Annotated in this window: 24 protein-coding genes; 6 read left to right on the plus strand and 18 right to left on the minus strand. The window is 49.1% G+C overall.

Annotated elements, in window-relative coordinates; all coding sequences use genetic code 11:
• Positions 1-81: 81 nt before the first annotated feature.
• Genes ICL80_RS00120 through hemC form a run of 4 tightly spaced genes read right to left on the minus strand, consistent with a single transcriptional unit; the run spans position 82 to position 4,268 of the window.
• Entirely contained in the window at positions 82-1,425 is a 1,344-nt protein-coding gene (locus tag ICL80_RS00120) for a heme biosynthesis protein HemY (RefSeq protein WP_194214123.1), read from the minus strand.
• Entirely contained in the window at positions 1,422-2,567 is a 1,146-nt protein-coding gene (locus ICL80_RS00125; RefSeq protein WP_194214124.1) for a hypothetical protein, read from the minus strand. The genes ICL80_RS00120 and ICL80_RS00125 overlap by 4 nt, the downstream gene beginning before the upstream one ends.
• Before the next feature lie 46 nt (positions 2,568-2,613).
• Complete coding sequence (locus tag ICL80_RS00130; protein WP_194214125.1) at positions 2,614-3,309, minus strand: uroporphyrinogen-III synthase; 696 nt, start codon at positions 3,307-3,309, stop codon at positions 2,614-2,616.
• Entirely contained in the window at positions 3,306-4,268 is a 963-nt protein-coding gene (gene hemC, locus ICL80_RS00135) for a hydroxymethylbilane synthase (protein WP_449274504.1), read from the minus strand. The genes ICL80_RS00130 and hemC overlap by 4 nt, the downstream gene beginning before the upstream one ends.
• Before the next feature lie 107 nt (positions 4,269-4,375).
• On the opposite strand from hemC, the gene tsaD reads away from it, so the two are divergent.
• The 5 genes from tsaD (at position 4,376) to ICL80_RS00160 (ending at position 7,661) form a co-directional block, all read left to right on the plus strand.
• A complete protein-coding gene (gene tsaD / locus ICL80_RS00140) occupies positions 4,376-5,497 on the plus strand; it encodes a tRNA (adenosine(37)-N6)-threonylcarbamoyltransferase complex transferase subunit TsaD (RefSeq protein WP_194214127.1) in 1,122 nt (373 codons plus the stop codon).
• Between the two features lie 61 nt (positions 5,498-5,558).
• Positions 5,559-6,548, plus strand: a complete 990-nt coding sequence (locus ICL80_RS00145; RefSeq protein WP_194214128.1) for an NAD(P)H-dependent glycerol-3-phosphate dehydrogenase — start codon at positions 5,559-5,561, stop codon at positions 6,546-6,548.
• Positions 6,549-6,560: 12 nt separating this feature from the next.
• Positions 6,561-6,860 carry a YciI family protein gene (locus ICL80_RS00150; RefSeq protein WP_194214129.1) on the plus strand — a complete coding sequence of 100 codons (300 nt, stop codon included), beginning with the start codon at positions 6,561-6,563 and terminating at the stop codon, positions 6,858-6,860.
• A gap of 10 nt (positions 6,861-6,870) precedes the next feature.
• Positions 6,871-7,284: an EVE domain-containing protein gene (locus ICL80_RS00155; protein ID WP_194214130.1), complete on the plus strand. Its 414-nt coding sequence runs from the start codon at positions 6,871-6,873 to the stop codon at positions 7,282-7,284.
• Positions 7,281-7,661, plus strand: coding sequence for a Rieske (2Fe-2S) protein (locus ICL80_RS00160; RefSeq protein WP_194214131.1), 381 nt, complete (start codon positions 7,281-7,283; stop codon positions 7,659-7,661). The genes ICL80_RS00155 and ICL80_RS00160 overlap by 4 nt, the downstream gene beginning before the upstream one ends.
• Before the next feature lie 12 nt (positions 7,662-7,673).
• On the opposite strand, the gene ICL80_RS00165 is transcribed toward ICL80_RS00160, so the two are convergent.
• Together ICL80_RS00165 and ICL80_RS00170 are read right to left on the minus strand one after the other, a co-directional pair.
• Positions 7,674-8,345: a hypothetical protein gene (locus ICL80_RS00165; RefSeq protein ID WP_194214132.1), complete on the minus strand. Its 672-nt coding sequence runs from the start codon at positions 8,343-8,345 to the stop codon at positions 7,674-7,676.
• A gap of 115 nt (positions 8,346-8,460) precedes the next feature.
• Positions 8,461-8,979, minus strand: coding sequence for a SixA phosphatase family protein (locus ICL80_RS00170; protein ID WP_194214133.1), 519 nt, complete (start codon positions 8,977-8,979; stop codon positions 8,461-8,463).
• 100 nt (positions 8,980-9,079) lie between these two features.
• Here ICL80_RS00170 and ICL80_RS00175 point away from each other — a divergent pair, with 100 nt between their 5' ends.
• Positions 9,080-9,694, plus strand: coding sequence for an alpha/beta fold hydrolase (locus tag ICL80_RS00175; RefSeq protein ID WP_194214134.1), 615 nt, complete (start codon positions 9,080-9,082; stop codon positions 9,692-9,694).
• 3 nt (positions 9,695-9,697) lie between these two features.
• On the opposite strand, the gene ICL80_RS00180 is transcribed toward ICL80_RS00175, so the two are convergent.
• The 12 genes from ICL80_RS00180 to cmk form a co-directional block, all read right to left on the minus strand.
• Positions 9,698-10,528, minus strand: a complete 831-nt coding sequence (locus tag ICL80_RS00180) for a class I SAM-dependent methyltransferase (protein WP_194214135.1) — start codon at positions 10,526-10,528, stop codon at positions 9,698-9,700.
• 134 nt (positions 10,529-10,662) lie between these two features.
• Entirely contained in the window at positions 10,663-12,600 is a 1,938-nt protein-coding gene (gene acs, locus ICL80_RS00185) for an acetate--CoA ligase (protein WP_194214136.1), read from the minus strand.
• Positions 12,601-12,742: 142 nt separating this feature from the next.
• A complete protein-coding gene (locus ICL80_RS00190) occupies positions 12,743-13,735 on the minus strand; it encodes an SAM-dependent methyltransferase (RefSeq protein ID WP_194214137.1) in 993 nt (330 codons plus the stop codon).
• A 127-nt stretch (positions 13,736-13,862) separates the two neighbouring features.
• A complete protein-coding gene (gene pheT, locus ICL80_RS00195) occupies positions 13,863-16,262 on the minus strand; it encodes a phenylalanine--tRNA ligase subunit beta (RefSeq protein WP_194214138.1) in 2,400 nt (799 codons plus the stop codon).
• Positions 16,259-17,338: a phenylalanine--tRNA ligase subunit alpha gene (gene pheS, locus ICL80_RS00200; protein WP_194214139.1), complete on the minus strand. Its 1,080-nt coding sequence runs from the start codon at positions 17,336-17,338 to the stop codon at positions 16,259-16,261. The genes pheT and pheS overlap by 4 nt, the downstream gene beginning before the upstream one ends.
• A 108-nt stretch (positions 17,339-17,446) precedes the next feature.
• Complete coding sequence (gene rplT, locus ICL80_RS00205; RefSeq protein ID WP_194214140.1) at positions 17,447-17,806, minus strand: 50S ribosomal protein L20; 360 nt, start codon at positions 17,804-17,806, stop codon at positions 17,447-17,449.
• A gap of 35 nt (positions 17,807-17,841) precedes the next feature.
• Positions 17,842-18,039: a 50S ribosomal protein L35 gene (rpmI, locus tag ICL80_RS00210; protein ID WP_194214141.1), complete on the minus strand. Its 198-nt coding sequence runs from the start codon at positions 18,037-18,039 to the stop codon at positions 17,842-17,844.
• Between the two features lie 211 nt (positions 18,040-18,250).
• Entirely contained in the window at positions 18,251-18,964 is a 714-nt protein-coding gene (gene pyrF, locus ICL80_RS00215; protein ID WP_194214142.1) for an orotidine-5'-phosphate decarboxylase, read from the minus strand.
• Between the two features lie 47 nt (positions 18,965-19,011).
• On the minus strand, positions 19,012-19,377 hold the full coding sequence (locus ICL80_RS00220; protein ID WP_194214143.1) for a hypothetical protein: 366 nt from the start codon (positions 19,375-19,377) through the stop codon (positions 19,012-19,014).
• A gap of 27 nt (positions 19,378-19,404) precedes the next feature.
• Positions 19,405-19,683: an integration host factor subunit beta gene (locus tag ICL80_RS00225; protein WP_194214144.1), complete on the minus strand. Its 279-nt coding sequence runs from the start codon at positions 19,681-19,683 to the stop codon at positions 19,405-19,407.
• 262 nt (positions 19,684-19,945) lie between these two features.
• The gene (gene rpsA / locus ICL80_RS00230; protein WP_194214145.1) at positions 19,946-21,646 is read right to left on the minus strand and encodes a 30S ribosomal protein S1; all 1,701 of its coding nucleotides are present in this window, start codon (positions 21,644-21,646) and stop codon (positions 19,946-19,948) included.
• Between the two features lie 210 nt (positions 21,647-21,856).
• Positions 21,857-22,489: a (d)CMP kinase gene (cmk, locus tag ICL80_RS00235; protein ID WP_194214146.1), complete on the minus strand. Its 633-nt coding sequence runs from the start codon at positions 22,487-22,489 to the stop codon at positions 21,857-21,859.
• Positions 22,490-22,511 lie beyond the last annotated feature (22 nt).

Consider the following 22,511-nt stretch of genomic DNA (forward strand, 5'->3'; position numbering starts at 1 on the left):
CGAGATAAGCGGGTTATCAGGGGAGGTTTTCCAGTTTTTTTACGTCTATGTTTGATGGTAACCCCCTATGCTTGACCGCGCTTAGCTATCAACGGAAAGAAGGGTGATGGTGCTTGCCGGGTTAAATGTTTTTTTCGGCGCTTTAATATCTGCCCCTTGCCGCCATTCCAGCGTATCAAACATATCACAAGATGGGCAAAGCGGCGACCATGATGCTGCCTTGGTACCGCAGTCATCACAGTACCACGATGCACCCTCTGGCGCATATTCTAGGGCAGCTTCAACCGGGTCTGGATCTTCCTCAAGCGCATGAGCAAGAGCAAGCCTAAACTGCCATGCAGCCCGTGAAGGCGCATCTTTTAGTAATCTTTCAAGTACAGGTTTTGCGGCGCTATAATCCCGTGCATCCATCAAGGCATCAACCAGTAGTAAAAGTGATACCGGGTGGTCAGGCCTTACAGCAGCCAGCCCTCTTACACGCTTCAGCCAGTCAGCCGTTGATTCTGACGCATCAATTTCCTTAAAGAGCTTGGCAAGAACAGGGTGAGGCGCTGTCTTCCATGCATCGTGAATAAGCTTTGATGCCTGCTTTTTATTACCTGATGATAGTTCAAGCCGGACAAGGCCAGCTATTGCAGGTACAAAACCAGTTCTAACCGTCAAAGCCCGTTTGAAATGTTTGCGGGCTGCATCCCTGTCCCCCCTGAGTTGGGCCTCTGTCCCTTCTGCATAAGCAAGCGCGCCGCGGTGATGGTCCGCCGTTTGCTTATCAAACAGTCCTTCTTTCAAAACCTTGGCAAGGGCGGCTTCAGCCTCAACCCAGTTACCCGAAGAAACTTCAAGTGCAAACAGCGTTTTAAGCACCCAAGGGCTTTTACGGTTTTCGTCAAATGCCCGACGTGCAAGCACCAGTGCTTCGTTTTCCTTGCCTGTGCGCCGCGCCTCAGACAGCAAACCCCGCAGTCCAATCAGGCGGCCATCCTCAGATTGCTCAAGCGCCTTGTATCTTTTAGCTGCAGCCTCATGCTCACCTGCCCTGTGTGATGCTTCCGCTGCTATTAAATGCACCATGGGCTGCGGCGGTAAAAGCACCTCTGCCTGCTCCACAAGCCGCTTTGCGACCCTGTGATCACCCGCAGATAAAGCAACAAGCGACTGGTTTAAAAGTTTAAACCCACGCTTTTGACGGTGCAAAACACGGTTACTGCCTACCACTGGCATTTCACGGCGTAACCAGCCAATAAACCACACGAGAAAGCCAACAAGCAGAACCAGAAAACCTGCGAACAATACAAGGGCCGCAAAGCTGGTTTCAATACGGCGGGTTGGAAAATCCATCACAACGCTGCCGGGAAAATCAGCGATAAAAGCTGTCGTAGCTGCAATAACCAATACAAGCGCAAACCACAGAATCAGGCGAATCACTGAGCTGCTCCCCGCGCATCGGCAATGACATCATCGAAACGTTTTTCAACTTCCAGATACTGCTCGGCAGCACGAATCCAGTTTTGCAGCATAGGCCCTTTTTGTGCTTCGAGACCACTGATAGCCCTAAGTGCAGCTTTAATATTACCTGCCGCCATACTTTCTTCCGCAGTATTTAAAAGCGCATCATCCCCTGTTGCCGCGGTTCCCGTGCGCCTAACCGTGAAAAGGTTTTGCAGAAAACTGCCGTTTTCCTTCTGCCTTGCGCTCACATACTCACGCACTGCTGCAGTAAGCAGTTCTTCTAAGGCAGCTTTATCCATGGTTTTATCTGGCATTGCCACATACCAGTCACGCAAGGCCTCTAAGCGCGCCAGTGCATCTTCCTGACCCAAAAAACGCTCATCCTGAATAATATGGGATAAATCATCCGCGACATACTCTCCCGCCGTTGCCCTGTCCCGCATGTCAACAAGTGCCAAATACAGCCTGCCGCGTGGTGAAAGAGCAATCGAACCGCCCTCCAACCCTTTAAGCCGTTCCGTATAAGCCGTAATCAGCGTCGTTTGTTGCCGCTGGTTTTCAGCGAGCGCAGCCTTAAGGCCCGCTATTTCAGTTTGCAAGGCAGCTACCTGCCCCGCCTGCAAATGGCTATCGCCTGTAGAGGCTGCCTCAATGCTAGCAACCGTCTCTGCCATGCGCGTTTGCTGTGCTGCCAACTGCTGTTTTACAGCGTTAACCTCTGCTTGCAATGCTGCTGTTTCACCAGACGCGGCCATAACACTTGGTTCTGAAGTAGCCCTGTCAGCGAGCTGTGCTGCCTGCTGTGCCAAAACTTCCTGATGCCGGGCAAGTGTCTTGTTTATATCTTCCAAGGCACCGCTATAATCAGGTACTGCCTGATTTATATTCTGTATAGGGCTTGCAGGGGCGAGACCAATTTGAACCAAAGCTTCCCTCATATAGGGAAAGCTGATAGCCCCAGCAATGAATGCTGCCAAAAGACCGCACAGCAGCCATACCAGCCGGTTTGACGTCCTGCGTGCAGGCTCTTTAGAGTGCCCAGACTTTTCTGCCGCTGGTTTTGCCGCAGTATCCTCCAGCACTTCGCCCTCAATTATATCAGCATCCTCAATAGCCATAACAATCCGGTCTTAGTTGTTAATATACAAAACACACAGCACGATATTATTCAAACAAGCTGAACAAGGCCTTTTCCGTTGGCAACACCGCTGAGCTGATTGTCTTCCACGGCCCTAAAAGTTCATCTGCCACCCTGTTTGAAAAGCAATAGGCATCCAGTTTAGGGAGCCAGTGATGACAATCACTCTCTGATACTGTCTCTTCAAATATGGTGGCTGTGCGCGGTGAATAAAAGAGCACGCCGTCAATTGTTCCGTGTTCCATTTCTTCCTGCACACTTGGCGAGAATACACGATTAGGGACCGCCTGATAGGTTACTGTGTTGTTAGCGTCCAGCCCTTCTTGGCGCAGCACATCAGCGATATCATAGGCAATATTATTACCACACAGATGGGTATATTCGCGCTTCTGCGAAATACCGCATTCTAGCAAAAGCGGAATAAGCTGCCGCGCGGTGCCAGGCCCTGTTGTCACATTGGTAAAACCGAGTGCTCGGGCCTCAAGGGCTGTTTGGTCGCCCACTGCAAAAATAGGCCTGCCTTTATTGCTAATGTTTGGGAGGCCGTACCGCGCACCATTTTTACTGGTAATAATCAGGCTACGGCTTTCGTCAGGTAGTTCAAAAGAAACCTGTTCGATCTTAATCATGGGAGCATACACAACTCTGTGGCCTAGGCTTTCGAGCTTTTGGCCAGATTTGCGGGCCTCATCAGCAGGCCGTGTCATTAAAAATGTGCTCATTCAATTTCCGCCTGCACTTGTGTTGCAAGAATATCAAAAAAAGTCTGGCCTGCTTCTGTCTTGATGTCCAGCCCAACTTTATGGCCCATCTCTGCAGCAAGCGACAATGATACAGAGCACGCAGACCTACGCTCAAAAACAGTTTTACCATCAAGCGACAATAACGCCGCATGCAGAAATAATTCATCCCCTTGCAAGCTAGCATAAGCCGCTATCGGGGTTCGGCACGAACCATCAAGAGCCGCCAAAAAAGCGCGCTCTGCTGTAACAGCCAGCGCCGTATCAGCGCAGTGTAGTGGCTGCAAGCGACCAGCCATTTCTGTATCACCTGTTCGGATTTCAACGGTCACAGCACCTTGCGCTGGCGCTGGTAAAAACTCTTCAAGCGAGAGCTTTTCAGTCGCCGAGGATTGCATGCCAAGCCTGTTCAAGCCAGCCATGGCTAGAAATGTGGCGTCTGCCTCACCGTCTTGCAGCTTTCTAAGCCGTGACTGTACATTACCCCTAAAGATAACCACCTGCAGGTCAGGCCGCAATCTTAGCGCAAGTGCACGCCTTCTAAGCGATGCAGTGCCCAAAACAGCCCCTTTGGGCAGGTCAGAAAATTGGGTAAATTTAGAGCTTATAAACACATCACGCGGGTCTTCTCGCGGTAAAAATACCGAAAGTTCAAGTCCTTCAGGCAGGCTGGTCGGCATATCCTTACTGGAATGAACGGCACAGTCGATGGAGCCATCAAACAATGCTTCCTCGAGTTCCTTGGTGAAAAGGCCCTTACCACCAGCATTCATTAAATGCCGGTCCAATATTCTGTCTCCAGTGGTTTTAATCACAACAATTTCAACCGAATCCGGCAATAGGTCTGGGTGGGCCGCCAATAGCTTTGCCTTTACGTCATGTGCCTGTGCCAGCGCTAGCGGGCTACCCCTTGTTCCTATTTTTATCAATTGTTGCAAGATAACGGCTCCTGATGTTATGGCCACATGATAGTGTTCTGGTATGTCATTGCATAGAGGCTTATAAAGCCATATGGCTGATGTCTAAAGCCCTAAGACAGGAAATTTTTATGCCTGACAAAAATAAGCCCTCACAGGAAAAGCCAAAACGGCCTTTTGTGCTGGGTATTGAAACAAGTTGTGATGAAACTGCTGTCGCTATTGTTAGCGCTGATAAACATATTTTGGCACATTCTGTGTTATCACAAATTGAGGATCACAGTGAATACGGCGGTGTGGTCCCTGAGATCGCCGCGCGTCAGCATATCTCAAGCCTTGATCATTTAATAAAAGCCGTGCTGGCTGATGCCAGTATGCAAATTTCAGATATTGATGCAATTGCCGCCACTACTGGCCCTGGCCTTGTAGGTGGCTTGATGGTTGGTGTGATGACGGCCAAAGCCATTGCGTCAGCCACAAAGAAACCATTCATTGCCGTTAATCACCTTGAAGGCCATGCGCTTACTGCACGGCTGGTTGATAACATTGCGTTTCCATTTCTGTTGCTGCTGGTTTCAGGTGGTCACTGCCAATTGCTGGCGGTTTACGGCGTTGGTCAATACACCCGCCTCGGCACCACTATTGATGATGCTGTCGGCGAAGCTTATGATAAAACAGCCAAACTTCTGGGGCTTGGGTACCCTGGGGGCCCCGCTGTTGAGCAAGCCGCTCTTCAGGGCGACGCTAAACGCTTTCAACTGCCCAAGCCTCTGCTGGATAAACCGGGATGTGATTTTTCTTTCTCTGGCCTGAAAACAGCGGTGCGCAGAACTGCCGAAGCCTGCGTTGACAAGGAAGGCCTGTTAACGTTGCAAGACAGGGCCGATCTCTGTGCTGCGTTTCAGGAAACCGTGGCCGTCTGCCTTGCAAACCGGCTAGGGCACGCTATTGAAAAATTTCGCAAAAAAGCAGGGCCTGGTACACTGCCTTTTGTTGTCGCGGGTGGTGTTGCTGCAAACAAGGTTCTGCGCGCCAGATTACAAGCGGTTGCGGAAGAAGCTGGCCTGACATTCCATGCGCCGCCTCTTGCCCTCTGCACCGACAACGGCGCCATGATCGCATGGGCAGGCCTTGAAAGACTGGTTGCCAGCCCTGATATTAACGATATTGATATGGCCCCAAGGGCGCGCTGGCCCCTAGACAACGACGCCAAACCACTGGTAGGTAAAGGCAAAAAAGGCGCAAAGGCATAAGCTTCTTGCCTCTGCCGTTATATAAGGGCACTTTTGAAGCTAATATTCAGGGAGTAATACTGTGAAAAAAATAGGGGTTTTGGGTGCAGGCGCATGGGGTACTGCCTTGGCAACAGCCGCTGTACGGGCGGGCTGCGATACAGTGCTATGGGCACGGGAAGCAGAAGTGGCCGCCTCTATAAACGCGTCTCATGAAAATACCCTGTTTTTAAAAGGTGTCGCTTTACCACCCGCCTTAAGGGCGACAACAGACATGGCTGACCTTGGCGACTGTGATGCCATTCTGATTGTCAGCCCAGCCCAGCACCTACGCACCATGTCAGCGGCACTCGCGGCACATGTACGGCACGGTGTGCCATTTGTTATCTGTTCAAAAGGGATTGAAATTTCGTCTGGTAAGCTTTTAAGCGACGTGGTGACAGAAACTGCCCCGCATAATCCGCCAGCAGTTTTATCTGGCCCTACCTTTGCTGCGGAAGTAGCACAAGGATTACCATGCGCCCTAACCCTTGCCTGCACCGACAAAGCTGTTGGCATGGCCCTCGTTGAAGCACTCGGCGCTCCAACATTCAGGCTATATTATAACGAAGATATCATTGGCGCGCAAATTGGCGGGGCCGTGAAAAATGTTCTTGCTATCGCAACGGGTATTGTAGCGGGGCTTGGTATTGGCGAAAATGCACGCGCCGCTGTTATCACGCGCGGACTGGCAGAGATCGTAAGGTTTGGAGAATTGTTCGGGGCGCAAGCAGAAACCCTTATGGGCCTCTCTGGCCTTGGTGATTTGATCCTGACCTGCTCCAGCACCCAGTCGCGTAATATGTCGCTTGGTAAAGCCATAGGCGAAGGGCAGACATTAGAAAGCATTATGGCAAGCCGTAATTCTATTGCTGAAGGCGCTCATACGGTAGAAATTGTCTATAAAATAGCGCAGGATAATAATCTGGATATGCCAATAACAGAATCGGTGTATCATATTCTGAAAGAAAATCGGGATGTTCGCAGTGTAACAGAGGCATTGCTGGCGCGCCCCTTTACGGATGAAAGCTAAAGGAAAGCAAAGATGATTTTTGCGATTACAGCCTATGACAAGCCTGACAGCTTAGACCTGAGATTAAAGACACGTGCAGCACACCTTGACTATCTTCAATCAGCCGGCGACCGCCTAAAAGTTGCAGGCCCTATCCTAACGGCTGGCGAAGACCCAAAACCCATTGGTAGTATTGTCGTTATAGATGCTGCAAGCGAAGCGGCTGTGAAACTATTTGCAGAAAACGACCCTTATGCACAAGCGGGGCTTTTTCAATCTGTTGATATCCGGCCTTGGAACCCCGCCGTTGGCGTGTGGTCAAAACAGGGCTAGGTCGGCGTAAATGGCTGGCTGGCTGGTAAAATCAGAACCTCATGACTGGTCGTGGCAAGACCAGCAGGAAACCACCATAGAACCATGGACTGGGGTCAGAAACTTTCAGGCACAAAACAATATGCGCGCCATGAAAGTGGGAGATCTTGTTTTCTTTTACCATTCCGGCAAAAATCCAGCCATTGTTGGCCTTTGCAAAGTATCAAAGAGCGCCTACCCAGACCCTAGTGATGATACAAAACGCTTTTGCCTTGTTGATCTGAAAGCCGTTTCAAGCGCAGCCACACCTGTGTCGCTTGCCAGCATCAAAGCAGACCCTGACTTTCAGCACCTAGCCCTTGTCAAGCAAGCACGGCTTTCGGTTATGCCCATTGATAAGGAAGCATGGCAAAAACTCTATAAAATGGCCGCCTTTCCGGCATGAAAAAACCAGACCTTTTGTATCTTTCCGACATGCCGGGGGGGCCTGAAGCAGGGACCCTTTTAGTAACCCTTAATAGCCTGCCCGCGCACGGTGGCAAAGATATAGTGTTTACAGAGGGTCGGCTAAGAGTGAATATTTTTGCCCAGCGCTACCAAAATACCATCTATGTGTATGAAAATCGCTGCCCCCATGCAGGCACGCCGTTAAACATGTTCGGCGACCGCTTTATGAATATAGAAAAAAATCACTTACTATGCCGAACGCACGGTGCCTTGTTTGACCCTGAGACAGGCAAATGTACCGGGGGGCCCTGCAAGGGCCATTATCTGCGGCAAGTAGCGGTTGAGATACGAAACGGGGCGATATATAGCCTGTAGACTACACTATGGTTAGATCATAACGGTACCGGAACTACGCTGACGCCCTGAATTTGGCCTTGAGGATGCCTGCCCTGGCCGCTCAAGCGATATAACCCGCCAATAGCGCTGCGATGTGGCTTCCTGCATCACACCCTTAAGATTCATAGAAAATTCGGGTGCGTAATAAACGACCTCATTTTTGCGGCGCATTTCACCGTTCCATGCGTATTTTGTAACAATATCAACTACATATGAAGTGTAAGTCCCGTCTGGCAGGGTAAAGGGGGTTTCCCCTGCCACTGTCAGGTTCACCCAAAACTCATAGGTCTTTCCGCTCGATATATCACGCATATTCCCTGTAAAGCTGGTTTCTTTGCCAACACTTAAGGGAAACAAGGATTCTAGTTTTGCATGGTCAAATTCCAGCTCCCACTGGTTTGTGCCTTCTGTGCCCGCAACAGGGTATAGCCCCCGGTAGAAATGTCGCTGTGCCACAAGCTCTCCATTCCAGTCAGACAGCTCTGTTGTCACAATTTTTTCTGCGACATCGGTTACTTCTAAAGAGAGGTCTTTGCCGTGCGCACGTATAACCGCCTTTGTGCCAACAATAGCCTGAGGCACAAGCGGCACATGGGCTGCCTGATCACACCCTGCAAGCATGAATACAGCCCACATAACAATCACCTGTGCTATCCGCTGCACTATGGCTTTCTCCCCGTTCAGATCATCTTATTTCATAGCATTCATGGATCGTATGGAAAAGCACCTAACATAATAACTTTCGTTTGACAGAAGCTGTTGTCAGATAAATCCGATATTATGCCAGTTCATGCTTTGGACGCAGAAACTGCGTTAGCATACCGCTTTTAGCACGCACACCCTGAAAGGACGGTATATCAAACTCCAGCGTTATCATGGCCCCAGTTGGAACCTTGCTGATCAAGCGTTCCAGCAAGCCTGGTTTTGCATCCCCGGCGAGCGCTTTTGCGACATCAGCCATGCCCGGATTGTGCCCAACCAGCATAAGGGTGTCGCAACTAGCCCCGTATTGGTGAACAATGGATAAAATTGTATCAGGGCTGGCCCCGTACAAACGTTTTTCATTTTGCACGTTCCAGTTATAGCTACCAGCCGCCATAAGCCGGTCAAGTGTTTCTCTTGCCCTAAGGGCTGTTGAACATACAACAAGGTCAGGCTCGCGGCCAAAATCTTTAAACCGCTGACCAATCAGGGCCGCAGCCTTTTGCCCGCGTCTGTTCAAAATACGGTCATGATCTACCAGCCCCATATTTGACCAGTCAGATTTTGCATGCCGCAATAAATACAATCGTTTCAAGGTTGTTTCCCTCATGGCTTAAGCCTGAACCAGCTTTACGAGATCATCGTATCCGTTCTATATAAACACAAAATATAGTCCTGCATACTAGAGCCTTTATATGTCGTTTAATCTTATACGTTTTGGTAGCCCGGAAAAAGCGACCATCTTGCTAGCCCACGGAGCGGGGGCTGGTTCTGACTCTGCCTTTATGACAGCGTTTGCTATAGGCCTTGCGAAGCACGGCTTCGAAACCATCCTGTTTGATTTCCCCTATATGGCCCAAATGAAACGTGAAGGTAAACGGCGTCCACCCGATAAAGCCCCCAAACTGGTTAGTTTTTACAAAGAAATTATTACAGAAGTTAGAGCCCCTCACCTTATTATCGGCGGTAAGTCAATGGGCGGGCGGATTGCCAGTATGCTGCTTGCTCAAGAACCCCAGATTGCAAACGGTTTATTGCTGCTTGGCTACCCTTTTCACCCACCCGGAAAACCAGAACGCCTGCGCACAGAACACTTCCCCCACATTGCCGCCCCTACCCTTATCGTACAAGGCGAGCGTGACACCTTTGGTGGAAAGGCACTGGTTACACAGCTTGGTTTACCCAAAAACTATAGTATTTACTGGTGCCCAGATGGTGACCACAGCCTGAAACCCCGTAAGGCCTCAGGCTATAGTGAAGCAGGAAACTGGCAAGCAGCACAAGACACAATAGCAAGCCACGATTGGTGATTATTAGCGAGCGACCTTTATAAACTTGAGGGTCATACGGTCAGATTCGCCAATAGCAATATATTTCTCTTTGTCTGTCTCACCGCCAGAAAGGCTAGGCGGCAAATTCCATACACCAACAGGATAACCACCCACATCTTTTGGATTCGCATTTATTTCAGAAGTTTCAACAAGCTTGAACCCTTTTGCCTCTACAGCAGCGATCATGGCACTCTGTTTCCAGCGGCCCTTACCGTAAAGGGTATCAGCATCTTCTGGCGCATCTTCAGCAGCGCGGTGTTGCACAATACCAAGCACACCGCCGTCCTTGAGCATGCTCCAAGTCTGGTCCATGGCCACATCAAAAAAACCTCTGCGTTTCCAATTATGAAAGGCCCTGACCGCTATAATCATGTCTAACGACCCAGCTTCAACCGGCAGGCCCTCAGACGCTGGTATCCACGTACCTATGGCATTAGCGCCGAACATGTCAGGGTTCTTTTTCACTATGGCAGGAAATTCACGCAGGTGTACCGCATACTTCGGGGACTGGGCATACTGGTCAGGGTGGTGTTCCAACCCAACATATGTACCATTCTCGCGCAGCACATCAGCCAAAATACGACTATACCAAAAACTACCGGGGTTTACTTCTCCCACAGCCATATTACTTTTTATGCCCAAGAAACGTAAAAACTCTTCCGGATGGCGGTACACATCACGCGCAGTATCTTCTTCACTTCTCAAGCTGTTTTCATGCACAGCATGCCAGATTACATCCTCGGTTTCTGATGCTTGTGCATACCCCAAAAAACTAGCGGCAAGTACGCCTGCAATCATGAAGTTCTTTATCATTTTTTTCCCCTGAATTAATGCAACATGGCTTGTGGCCGCCAATCCATAGATTGGCGGCCACAGCATACGCAATAAAAGCTAGAACTTATATTCAAGATAAGCGATTCTGTTGTCACAATTTAGTGAATAGGCGCTTACTTATTCCTACGGTTTTTTATCAAGTCATCAACAACAGCAGGGTCCGCCAATGTTGATGTATCCCCTAGGCTACCATATTCATTTTCAGCAATTTTTCTGAGAATACGGCGCATAATTTTGCCTGACCGGGTTTTCGGCAGCCCCGGTGCAAACTGAATATGATCTGGTGTCGCTATAGGGCCAATTTCTTTCCTGACCCATGTAACCAGCTCTTTTCGCAGGTCTTCCGTTGCCTCAACACCCGCAGGCGGTGTGACATAGGCATATATACCCTGTCCTTTAATATCATGCGGGAAACCAACAACCGCCGCTTCTGAAACACCTGCATGGGCCACAAGGGCTGATTCAACCTCCGCCGTACCAAGCCGGTGGCCAGACACATTGATAACATCATCCACACGGCCAGTGATCCAGTAATATCCATCTGCATCACGCCGGCAGCCATCCCCTGTGAAATACAGACCCTTATAGGCGCTAAAATAGGTTTGCTTAAACCGCTCGTGGTCGCCGTAAACGGTCCGCATCTGCCCCGGCCAACTATCCGTTATCACCAGATTACCAGAAGCAGCCCCCTCAAGAAACTTGCCGTCGGCATCTACAAGAGCTGGCTGCACACCAAAAAAGGGGAGTGTCGCAGAACCCGGTTTCAGATCAACCGCGCCCGGCAAGGGGCTAATCATGATGCCGCCAGTTTCCGTTTGCCACCATGTATCTACAATTGGGCAGCGCGCCTCACCCACAACATTATAATACCATAGCCATGCTTCAGGGTTAATCGGCTCACCAACGGAACCAAGCAGCCTGATGGAAGATCGATCATACTTTTTAACCGGCTCTTCACCAAGCCGCATGAGCGCCCTAATAGCTGTTGGGGCGGTATAAAATATATTAACCTTATGCTTTTCACATACCTGCCAAAAGCGGCTGGCATCAGGGTATGTTGGGATACCTTCAAAAACGAGGCTTGTTGCACCGTTTGCAAGCGGGCCATAAACAATGTAGCTGTGCCCTGTTACCCAGCCAACATCTGCCGTGCACCAATATATTTCACCGTCTTTATAGTCAAAGGCATACTCGTGGGTCATGGAAGCCCAAACAAGATACCCGCCTGTCGTGTGCAACACGCCTTTTGGCTGGCCTGTTGAACCTGAAGTATACAGAATAAAAAGCGGGTCTTCTGCGTTCATTTCTTCTGCCGGGCAATCAGCCGTTACAGATTTTACGGCTTCATGATACCAAACATCCCGGCCTTCGACCCAGCCAACGATGCCGCCCGTATGCTGGATCACCAGCACGCTTTTAACATTGGGGCACTGTTTTAATGCCTCATCCACATTTGCTTTCAGTGGCACATGCTTACCGCCGCGCACACCTTCATCGGCCGTGATAATATAATCTGATTCGCAGTTCAGAACCCGCCCAGCAACAGCATCAGGTGAAAAGCCACCAAAGACTACAGAATGCACCGCACCAATGCGCGCACAGGCCAGCATGGCGTACACAGCCTCAAGGATCATCGGCATATAAATTGTGACCCGATCACCTTTTTGAACGCCTTGCTGTTTCAAGACATTGGCAAAACGGCATACGTGCTCGTACAGGTCCCCATATGTTACATGAACACTATCATCCGGGTTATCCCCTTCCCAGATCAAAGCGGTAACATTTTCTTTTTCAGGTAAATGACGATCAACACAGTTTACGCAGGCATTAAGCGTGCCGTCTTCAAACCATTTCACAGAAATATCACCCGTGAAATCTGTGTTTTTAACGATGGTGAAAGGCGTGATCCAGTCAAGGCGCTTTGCTTCCTTGCCCCAAAAAGCATCAGGGTCTTTTACAGACTGTTCATATAGTGCCTTATAGTTGTCTTTCGTGCAGTGTGTATTTGCAGATGCTGCAGCAGTTACAGGAAAAACCTGATTATCACTCATTATAGAAACCTTCCCTCGGCAATTTCAAAGCGATAATGCAGCGATAGCGACAATGTTTCAAGTTCAGGTCGGTCAAAGAGCGTAATTTTCAGGCCAGATGGCCAGATAAGCCTATAAACATTAGGTGGCTAACGGTTCTAGCTTACCAATCAGACATCATGCCCGGCCCGCCAGACTTTTTATTGGCCACAATACGCCATAGCTTAATGTCGCCAGATTCGAGCATTTTTTTGCGCCTGTTCCAAAACTCTGCTTCCCGCATCAAGGTTTGGATCATCGCGGCACCGTCATCCTGCTTTGCAAGCTTTGCTGCCACTTCATCTGCACCAGACCATGCCTGATTGATCATATCAATATATTGCATACTGATATCTTCCGATACCCGCACCTGCATGCGGCAAGCTTTCAGCATATCAACCAGCTCTGAGGACAGACAGGGAAACGGGTGGCCCTTTTCGCCGACAACCCATTCTTTATACCTGTCCTTACCCAAAACCGCATCAGACCCAATGACATATTCTGTCATGAGGAACAAACCACCCGGTTTCAGTTTATCTTCAATTTTGGCAATCATGCCCGCCTTGTCCTGAATAGTGAACAAAGCTTCCTTTGACATGGCGCGGTCGAACTTGCGACCAAAGCCTTCAAAATCATCAGGGTCATAATGTTCAAGAATAGCTTTTTTCTCGAGGCCCGCCATTTTGGAAAGCTTTTGCCCCTTTTCAACAAGCATGGGCGATTCTTCATAGCCTGTCATCCAGACCCCAAAGCGATCAACCAAAACGCGGCAAGGGCCGCCAAGGCCAGCACCAATTTGCAGCATCGACATTTCAGGGCTTAGCGCCAAAAGCTTCGACAAAGACACAACATACTCAGGGCCGCCCGGACCACAAAAGCCCTTACCCCATATATACTGAGCAATATCAATGGTTTGCTCATTCCACGGATCGATATTCTCTATAGAAGCAGGCTTCTGTGCTTCCTTCTTTTTGGGCGCAGGCTCATCGTAATCGTCTGGCTGGCGTTGCCGGATACGCTTTTCAATCTCATCTGGGTCATATCCTTCCCACCACGCTTTCAAACGCAGGCTCAGGCCCATCTTTGTACCTTTTTTGTCAGCTTTTTTGGCGGACATCCCAATCACCTATCAACGCAAAAAAACACTATCACACCACATTGCCTAAAAAGACAGGTAACGTCTATCAAAACTTATCCTGTGTTTTTTTCAAGTGTTGATCTTATTTTTTGATCAAAAAGTATTATTAGGATCGCAGAACTGCTCCCACAGCTTTTGTGGCCGCCGCTATAACCTTATCACTGATCATGTCAATATCTTTGTCAGAAAAGGTATCAATTGCTGGTGTTAAACGTACCGATACAGCGAGAGACTTCTGACCGTCCGGCACACCTTTGCCTTCATAGACATCAAATACATTCACATCAGAGATATGCGCTTTATCTGCCCCTTTGACCGCCCTTATCAGATCATACGCGCTTTTATCCCGGTTAACCAAAAAGGCAAAATCGCGTTCAACTGATTGAAGGTTTGTCATGCTAACAGCCCCTTTAGCGGCTGATTTATCCTTTTTTTGTGGTATTGCATCCAGAAATACCTCAAAGCCAACAACCGGGCCGTCGATATCCATTTTCTTAAGGATACCGGGGTGTAGTTCCCCAAAAGAGGCCAGAATATTTTTAGGCCCAAGGCGCAGTGTACCAGAGCGACCCGGATGGTAATAATCAGGTGCTTCTGCAAACACTTGCAAGTTTTCAATAGGTGCACCAGCAGCCTCAAGCGCCGCAAGTGCATCACGTTTGGCATCAAAAACAGAAACTGGCGCAGAAGCCGCAGACCAGTGCCGTTCTGTCATTTTAAGGGTGCGAATCCCGGAGGCAACCAAAAGTTGGCCTTTTTCAGTATCGTCCTTGTAAACTGGCCCCACTTCAAACAAGCGAACACCTTGAAGGCCGCGATCTTTATTGCGCTGCGCTGCCATCATTAAGTTTGGCAACATACTTGGGCGCATGCAGTCTAGCTCGCTAGAAATTGGATTATCAACAACAAGGCTATTATCGCCGCCGCCAAAAAATGTAGCCTGATCACGGCGCATGAAAGACCATGTCACTGCTTCGTTCAATCCAACTGCTGCTAGCCTGCGCTTTACAAGGCGAGCATTTTTCTGCCGAACACTCAGCGTAGCCCCTGCCTTGTGGCCCAAATCAGGCAACTGAACAGAGGGGATATTATCATATCCATGTATGCGCAGAACTTCTTCAACAATGTCTGCCTCCCCAACAACATCCACTCGCCAGCTTGGTACATGGACTGTGTAAGGGTCATTGCCTTCAAGCTTGAAACCAAGCTTTTCAAGAATAGCAACAGCACTTGCCGCCGGCAAGTCAAGCCCGCCAAGGGTTCTAACCCGCTCAGACCTGAACGGTACAGTGCGGTTCCAAACAGGGGTACTGCCCGCCTGCATAACATGGCTCACTGTACCGCCGCATAGATCAAGAATAAGCTTTGAAGCAATTTCTACAGCTTGCGCGGCAAATAGCGGGTCTACACCGCGTTCAAACCGGTAGCGCGCATCGCTGTTAATGCCCTGATCACGGCCCGTGAACGCTGTGCGAACAGGATCAAATAAAGCAACTTCCAGAATAACATCTGTTGTGTCTTCGCTACAGCCGCTTGCTTCGCCGCCCATAATACCGCCAAAACCAAGAACCGCCGTATTATCTGCTATTACAGTTTCGCCGCCAGCTGCCGTATATGTTTTACCATCCAGCGCCAAAAAGCTTTCGCCCGCAGCCGCAAGCCGGGCTGTAAGGTCACCTGTTACTTTTGCAGCATCATAAACGTGAAGTGGACGCGCCAAATCGTACGAAATAAAGTTAGTAATATCCACAAGCGCTGAAATAGGGCGAAGGCCAATAGACTTTAACCTGTCTTGCAGCCATTTAGGACTGGGGCCATTTTTAACCCCCTTAAACCGGCGGCCCAAAAACAGCGAGCACGCATCAGCACTGTCTGCAGGCAAGTCAACCGCCACTTTAATATCACTATCAAAGCTGCCTTCAATTTTCGCATCTGATGGGTGCTTTAGCGTGCCAACACCTGCTGCTGCCAGATCACGGGCAATACCATATACGCCCAAGCAGTCTTGCCGGTTGGGGGTAATTGCAATTTCAATAACCGGGTCATCAAGTCCAGCCCATTTTACATACACTTCACCAACAGGGGCATCAGCCGGCAGATCAATAATACCATCATGATCATCGCCGAGTTCCAGTTCAGCAATAGAACACATCATACCGTTTGATTCTACACCGCGTACCTTCCGAAGGCCAAGGGTTACATCAAGGCCCGGCACGTAATCGCCAGGGCGCCCAAGCACCGCGCGCATGCCTTTACGGGCATTCGGGGCACCGCATACAACCGTAATGGTTTCAGTACCTGTATTAACCGTGCACACCCGCAGTTTATCGGCGTCTGGGTGTGGTACAGCATCTATAACTTCTGCAATTGTAAAGGCACCAAGCTTGTCAGCCGGGTTTTCAACACCCTCAACCTCAAGGCCAATCTCATTCAGTTTTTTCAGAATATCGTCGAGGCCTGCCTCTGTTTCCAAATAGCTTTTTAGCCAACCAAGTGTAAATTTCATCGGCTCATTCCCCCGGCAAGTGTTGGTATATCAAAGGCAGAAAAGCCATAATGTTTAAGCCAGCGCAGGTCTGCATCAAAAAAGGCGCGTAAATCATTCATGCCGTATTTCAGCATTGCCAAACGATCGATCCCTGCCCCAAAGGCAAAACCCTGATATACAGCAGGGTCGATATTACAGTTTTCCAGAACTTTGGGGTTAACCATGCCTGACCCCAATATCTCAAGCCAATCGTTACCGTCCCCAATTTTCACAGTGCCATTCCCAAAACTGCATTGCACGTCTACTTCCATAGACGGCTCTGTGAACGGAAAATAACTGGGGCGCAGCCGCAGGGTTACGCTATTCACTTCAAAAAAAGCTTTCAGAAATGTCTCAAGCGTGCCCTTCAGGTGACCAAGATGGGTATCTTTATCAATCACCAACCCCTCGACCTGATGGAACATCGGTGTATGGGTGGCATCACTGTCACTTCGGTAAGTACGACCCGGCGCAATAATGCGGATAGGCGGTTCTTGCGACAACATAGTGCGCACCTGAACCGGGCTTGTATGTGTACGCAGTACCTTGCGAATACCCTCTGCATCAGGGCGCAAATAGAATGTGTCGTGCATCTGGCGCGCGGGGTGTTCTTCCGGAATATTAAGCGCGGTAAAATTATTAAAATCTGTCTCAAGGTCAGGGCCTTCGGCAATTGCAAAGCCCATGGAAGCAAAAATTTCAGCTATTTCATCCATTACCTGACTGATCGGGTGCACAGTACCAGACGGATGCTCTGTAACCGGCAGGGAAACGTCAACCTGCTCTAGCTGCAAGCGCACATTAAGCTCGGCTTCTTCCAGAACATCCTTTTGATCGGCAAGAGCATCAGCAACTTCATTTTTCAGCGCATTTAACAGCGGCCCCATAACCTGCCGTTCCTCGGGTGCCATACCGCCAAGGCCCTTCATGAGCTGTGAGACACTGCCCTTTTTGCCGAGCACCGCAATCCGCACATCTTCAAGTGCCACTAAGTCTGTTGTTGTCTTAATCTGCTCGGTAATATCGGCCTTAAGGGTCGCTATCTGTTCCTGCATGATTTTTCCTGTCGCCGTATTCATAAACCAGTTCAAACAATAGAAAGGGGACCCAACCAATTGGCCAGGCCCCCTTCTCTTAACCATGTTCGCAAAAACGAACCAGCTTTATTTGGTAAGGGCGGCCTTAGCCTGATTTACCAATGCTTCAAAAGCAGCTGCTTCATGAATTGCAAGATCGCTCAGTACTTTACGGTCAAGCTCGATACCTGCAAGCTTGAGGCCGTGCATGAACTGGCCGTATGGAATACCGTATGCACGCGTACCTGCGTTGATCCGCTGAATCCAGAGAGCGCGGAATGTGCGCTTCTTGGCTTTACGGTCGCGGTATGCATACTGACCGGCTTTTTCTACAGCCTGACGAGCAACCTTAATTGTATTTTTTCTGCGGCCCCGGTAGCCTTTGGCTTCCTCAAGAACCTTTTTGTGACGAGCGTGCGATACTACACCGCGTTTAACACGAGCCATTTTTTATCTCCTAAACCTATGCGCTGACCTGAAGCCTAGCCGTAAGGCATGAACTTCTTGACGATTTGTGCATCACAATCCTTGAGGATTGTTGTGCCACGCTGGTTGCGGATTTGCTTGTTGGTGCGTTTGATCATGCCGTGCTGTTTACCAGCCTGAGCAGCGACCACTTTACCTGTAGCGGTGAGCTTGAAGCGTTTCTTGACGCTCGATTTTGTCTTCATTTTGGGCATTTTCTGTCCTCTCTACACTTTAAGAAGATCACTTTTGAACAACCACGGCAGCCCATTATTTCAGCCGGATCATTCGATGAAGGGCGCTGTATAACGCCAGTTTACCGGTTTTGCAAGTGGATTCAGCGTTCAAAGCATGTTGCTAGCAAACCACATTGTTTACAGGCCTTATCCGGTGCTATTTCTGCGCCCAAAGAGCAGGCTATACTATCTATAATAAAGATGCTGCGATCAGATTCGCTGCTTCTTGTGGGTCTTTAGCCTGCGTGATCGGGCGACCAATAACTAGTACATCAGCACCGGCCGTTAACGCTTCTTTCGGCGTCATCACCCGTTTTTGATCACCCACAGCACTGCCTGCAGGGCGAATTCCCGGCACCACCAATTTAAAGTCTTTATGGGTAGCGCGGCGTGCCAGCGCAATTTCAAGCGGACTGCAAACCATACCATCAAGGCCACTCGACGCCCCAAGTGCTGCCAAACGGGCAACCTGATCTGCAACCTTGTCCGCAACTCCAATAGCCTTAAGGTCGCTATCATCAAGGCTTGTCAATATAGTGACCCCCACAACCCACGGCTTCGTTAGACCATGTTTTTCAGCTTGTTCAGCTGCGGTATCTGCCGCGCGGCGCATCATTTCAGGCCCGCCCTGCGTATGGATCGTTAGAATTTTTGGCCCAAGCGGCGCAACTGCCCTAATCGCACCCGCCACAGTGTTTGGAATGTCGTGGAATTTTAGGTCCAGAAAAATAGGCATGCCGGTTTCCGCGATACGCTTAAAACCATCAGTCCCGTTTGCGCAGTAATACTCTAGCCCCACTTTAAGGCCGCCCACATGGCCAATAAGCATTTTTGCCAATCTTACAGCTTCCGCTGTATCTGTAGTATCAAGAGCGCAGTAAACAGGGTTGTGGGTATGAGTCATGGGCTATATCTCTAAAGAATTATACGATTGCTAACCCGGTTTAGCGTTTAATCGCCATTTTTGGCAAGGGCTGCTGTTTCACGCGCTGCATTATGAGCACGTTCCGCTCTCACAAGATGTGCATCCTCTGCTATGGCGGCGACCTGCTTGCTTAGGTCTGCGGCTGTTCGTTCTGCTTGCCTGCGTCTCACAAAAGCTTTTAAGCGCAAAATACCAGTGACCACCGCCGTGATCAAAAGCCCAATAAAAATGCCTACAAACAAAAGCCCCCACATAGGCATGGCGATTGCTGGGTAAATGGGCTCAAGAGAAACTGTTATAGTGGATCTGTTATTGAGGGCGAACAGTACAAGAAGCAATCCAGCGCCTATCCAGACAAGGCTACGAATCAACAAAAGAAAAGAATTAAACATGTATTTGCCGGAACGATTGCCACACCATTATTTGTTCAGGCGTTCGCGCAGATCCTTACCAGTTTTAAAGTAAGGAACATGCTTTTCGGAAACATCAACCTTGTCACCTGTACGCGGGTTACGCCCAGTGCGAGCTGGCCTTGTTTTCACAGAGAAAGCGCCAAAACCGCGAAGCTCAACACGGTCACCGCGTGATAGAGCATCTGTAATTTCATCAAATATTTTTGAAACAATACGCTCAACATCCCGGTAATACAGGTGGGGGTTAGCGTCAGCAATTTTGGTAATCAACTCGGACTTGATCATATGCATCCTCCCCAAAGCGCGCTTCATGCGACAACGACGACTGGTTTTTGCAGGTTACTTTATGCGGAGCCTGCCATTTGAAATGCAGTCCGTCAAGATAAGCCTTTCAAAGAAAAAAGCTTTTAGGCCTAGAATCGCATTATTTTGTACGTTTTTGGCTAATTTTTCTCTGACTCTTGCTTTTAAAAACTACCAAATTTACCTCAGAAACTAAAAAGGCCACCCGAAGGTGGCCTTTTGCGAATCACATAATTATGCGATTTTATTTTTCGTCTTTGGCTTTCTCAAGCGCTGCACCAAGGATATCACCGAGGCTTGCACCGGCATCAGCAGAACCATACTGCTCAACAGCGGCCTTTTCTTCAGCAACTTCAAGTGCTTTAATTGAGAGATTTACTTTACGGCTAGACTTGTCAACGCTTGTTACCATTGCGTCAACTTTGTCGCCTTCAGCAAAACGCTCTGGGCGCTGATCGCCACGATCACGGGAAAGGTCACTGCGGCGGATAAAGGCAGTAACACCTGTATCACCCACTTCAACTTCGATACCGTTTTCGTTTACAGCTTTAACAACACAGGTAACTTGCTCGCCGCGTTTCTTACCAGAAACATCAGAGAATGGGTCACCGCCAAGTTGCTTAATACCAAGGCTGATACGTTCTTTTTTCATATCAACATCAAGAACAACAGCTTTTACAGTGTCGCCTTTCTTGAAGTCTTGGATAGCTTCTTCGCCGCTACGATCCCAATCGAGATCAGAGAGGTGAACCATGCCGTCAACATCGCCTTCAAGACCGATAAAGAGACCAAATTCAGTGATATTTTTCACTTCGCCTTCAATCTCGGTACCAACTGGGAACTTGTCAGCAAACGCTTCCCATGGGTTGTCGCCGCACTGTTTCAGACCAAGAGAAATACGACGTTTGGCCTGGTCAACTTCCAGAACCATCACTTCAACTTCTTGGCTTGTAGAAACGATTTTACCTGGGTGGATGTTTTTCTTAACCCAGCTCATTTCAGAAACATGTACGAGGCCTTCAACACCATCTTCAAGCTCTACAAAAGCGCCGTAGTCAGTGATGTTTGTAACGGTACCAGTGAATTTGGCACCAACAACATACTTAGCTTCGATACCATCCCATGGATCATCAGCAAGCTGTTTCATGCCAAGGCTAATACGCTGAGTTTCAGGGTTGATACGAACAACCTGAACATCAATGTTTTCACCAATTGTCAGAACTTCACTTGGGTGATTAACCCGGCGCCATGACATATCTGTCACGTGCAGGAGGCCGTCAATACCACCAAGATCAACGAAGGCACCGTAGTCAGTGATGTTTTTAACCACACCAGTAACAGTATCACCTTCTTTGATTTTACCAAGAAGCTCAGCACGCTGACCTTGACGGTCTTCCTCGAGAATGGCGCGGCGTGATACAACGATGTTGCCACGGCGACGGTCCATTTTCAGGATTTGGAATGGCTGAGAAATATTCATTAGCGGTGTAACGTCGCGGATTGGGCGAATATCAACCTGTGAACCAGGCAGGAACGCAACCGCGCCGTTAAGGTCAACAGTGAAGCCGCCTTTAACGCGACCAAAGATAACACCGTCAACACGAGAATCTTTTTCAAATGCTGTTTCGAGATCAGTCCATGATTCTTCACGGCGCGCTTTGTCGCGTGACAGAATAGCTTCGCCGAGTGCATTTTCCACACGATCAACAAAAACTTCTACAGAATCACCGATTTTCACTTCAGCTTGCTGGCCCGGCACTGCAAACTCTCTCAGAGGAACGCGGCCTTCAGCTTTTAGTCCGATATCAACGATAGCAAAATCATTTTCGATAGAAACAACGGTACCCGTAACAACAGAACCCTCAAAACCACCTTCAGCAGGCATTGTTTCATTGAGGAGCGCTTCAAAATCAGAAATGTTAGGCATACTTGCCATTTGAGACATTAAGTCTTCCTTTCAGGTCATCACTTTTATACGTGCCAGCCGGTTGTATCCGGCGGTCTTCTCTCAGGGTTTTAGTGGTCAGGACCATCCTGGCACTTTCTCAGTCCGAGAGCCTCTAACACCAACAAAAAGATCCTGATCACGCCGCGCCAGTTTTACCGGCGAAACCGCGACAGGACTGCACATTGCAGTATCATAAGGTTATTGGGGCTAAGCCTTGCTTTTGATAAAACGGACCGCCCTTAAAAACACGGCGTCTATATCTAATTCAGTCGTATCAAGCAAGAGGGCATCTGCAGCAGGCTTTAATGGAGCGCTGGTTCGGGCCATATCTCGTGCGTCCCGGGCTTTCACATCAGCCAGAATTGTAGCATAATTCGCCACTTCACCGCGCATCTGAATTTCACTGGTGCGACGCCGCGCGCGCTCTTCCGGGCTTGCTGTTACATACAGCTTTACTTCGGCATTTGGGCACACAACCGTGCCAATATCACGGCCATCAAGCACAGCGCCTTTTTTATTATTTGGCGGTGTTACAGCAAAATTTCTTTGAAAATACAAAAGGTTATCTCTAACAGTCGGCACAGAAGCAACTTGGGATGCGGCGCTCCCTACGGCCTCTGACCTTAGAGCCGGGTCATCAATAAGGCTAAGGTCCAGCTTTTCTGAGGCAGCGGCCGCCTGATCACTGTCTGCCGGATTCATACCTGCTTTCAACATAGCAAGCCCGACAGCACGGTACAGTGCTCCTGTATCAAGGTATGCATAATCAAATTCTGCAGCAATCAAGCGTGCAAGAGTACCTTTTCCTGCCGCTGCCGGGCCATCAATTGCTATAATCACTGCGAATCACCTTAATTTTTAA

It is taken from the genome of Kordiimonas pumila, assembly GCF_015240255.1.
In the GTDB taxonomy this organism is placed as follows: Bacteria; Pseudomonadota; Alphaproteobacteria; order Sphingomonadales; family Kordiimonadaceae; genus Kordiimonas; species Kordiimonas pumila.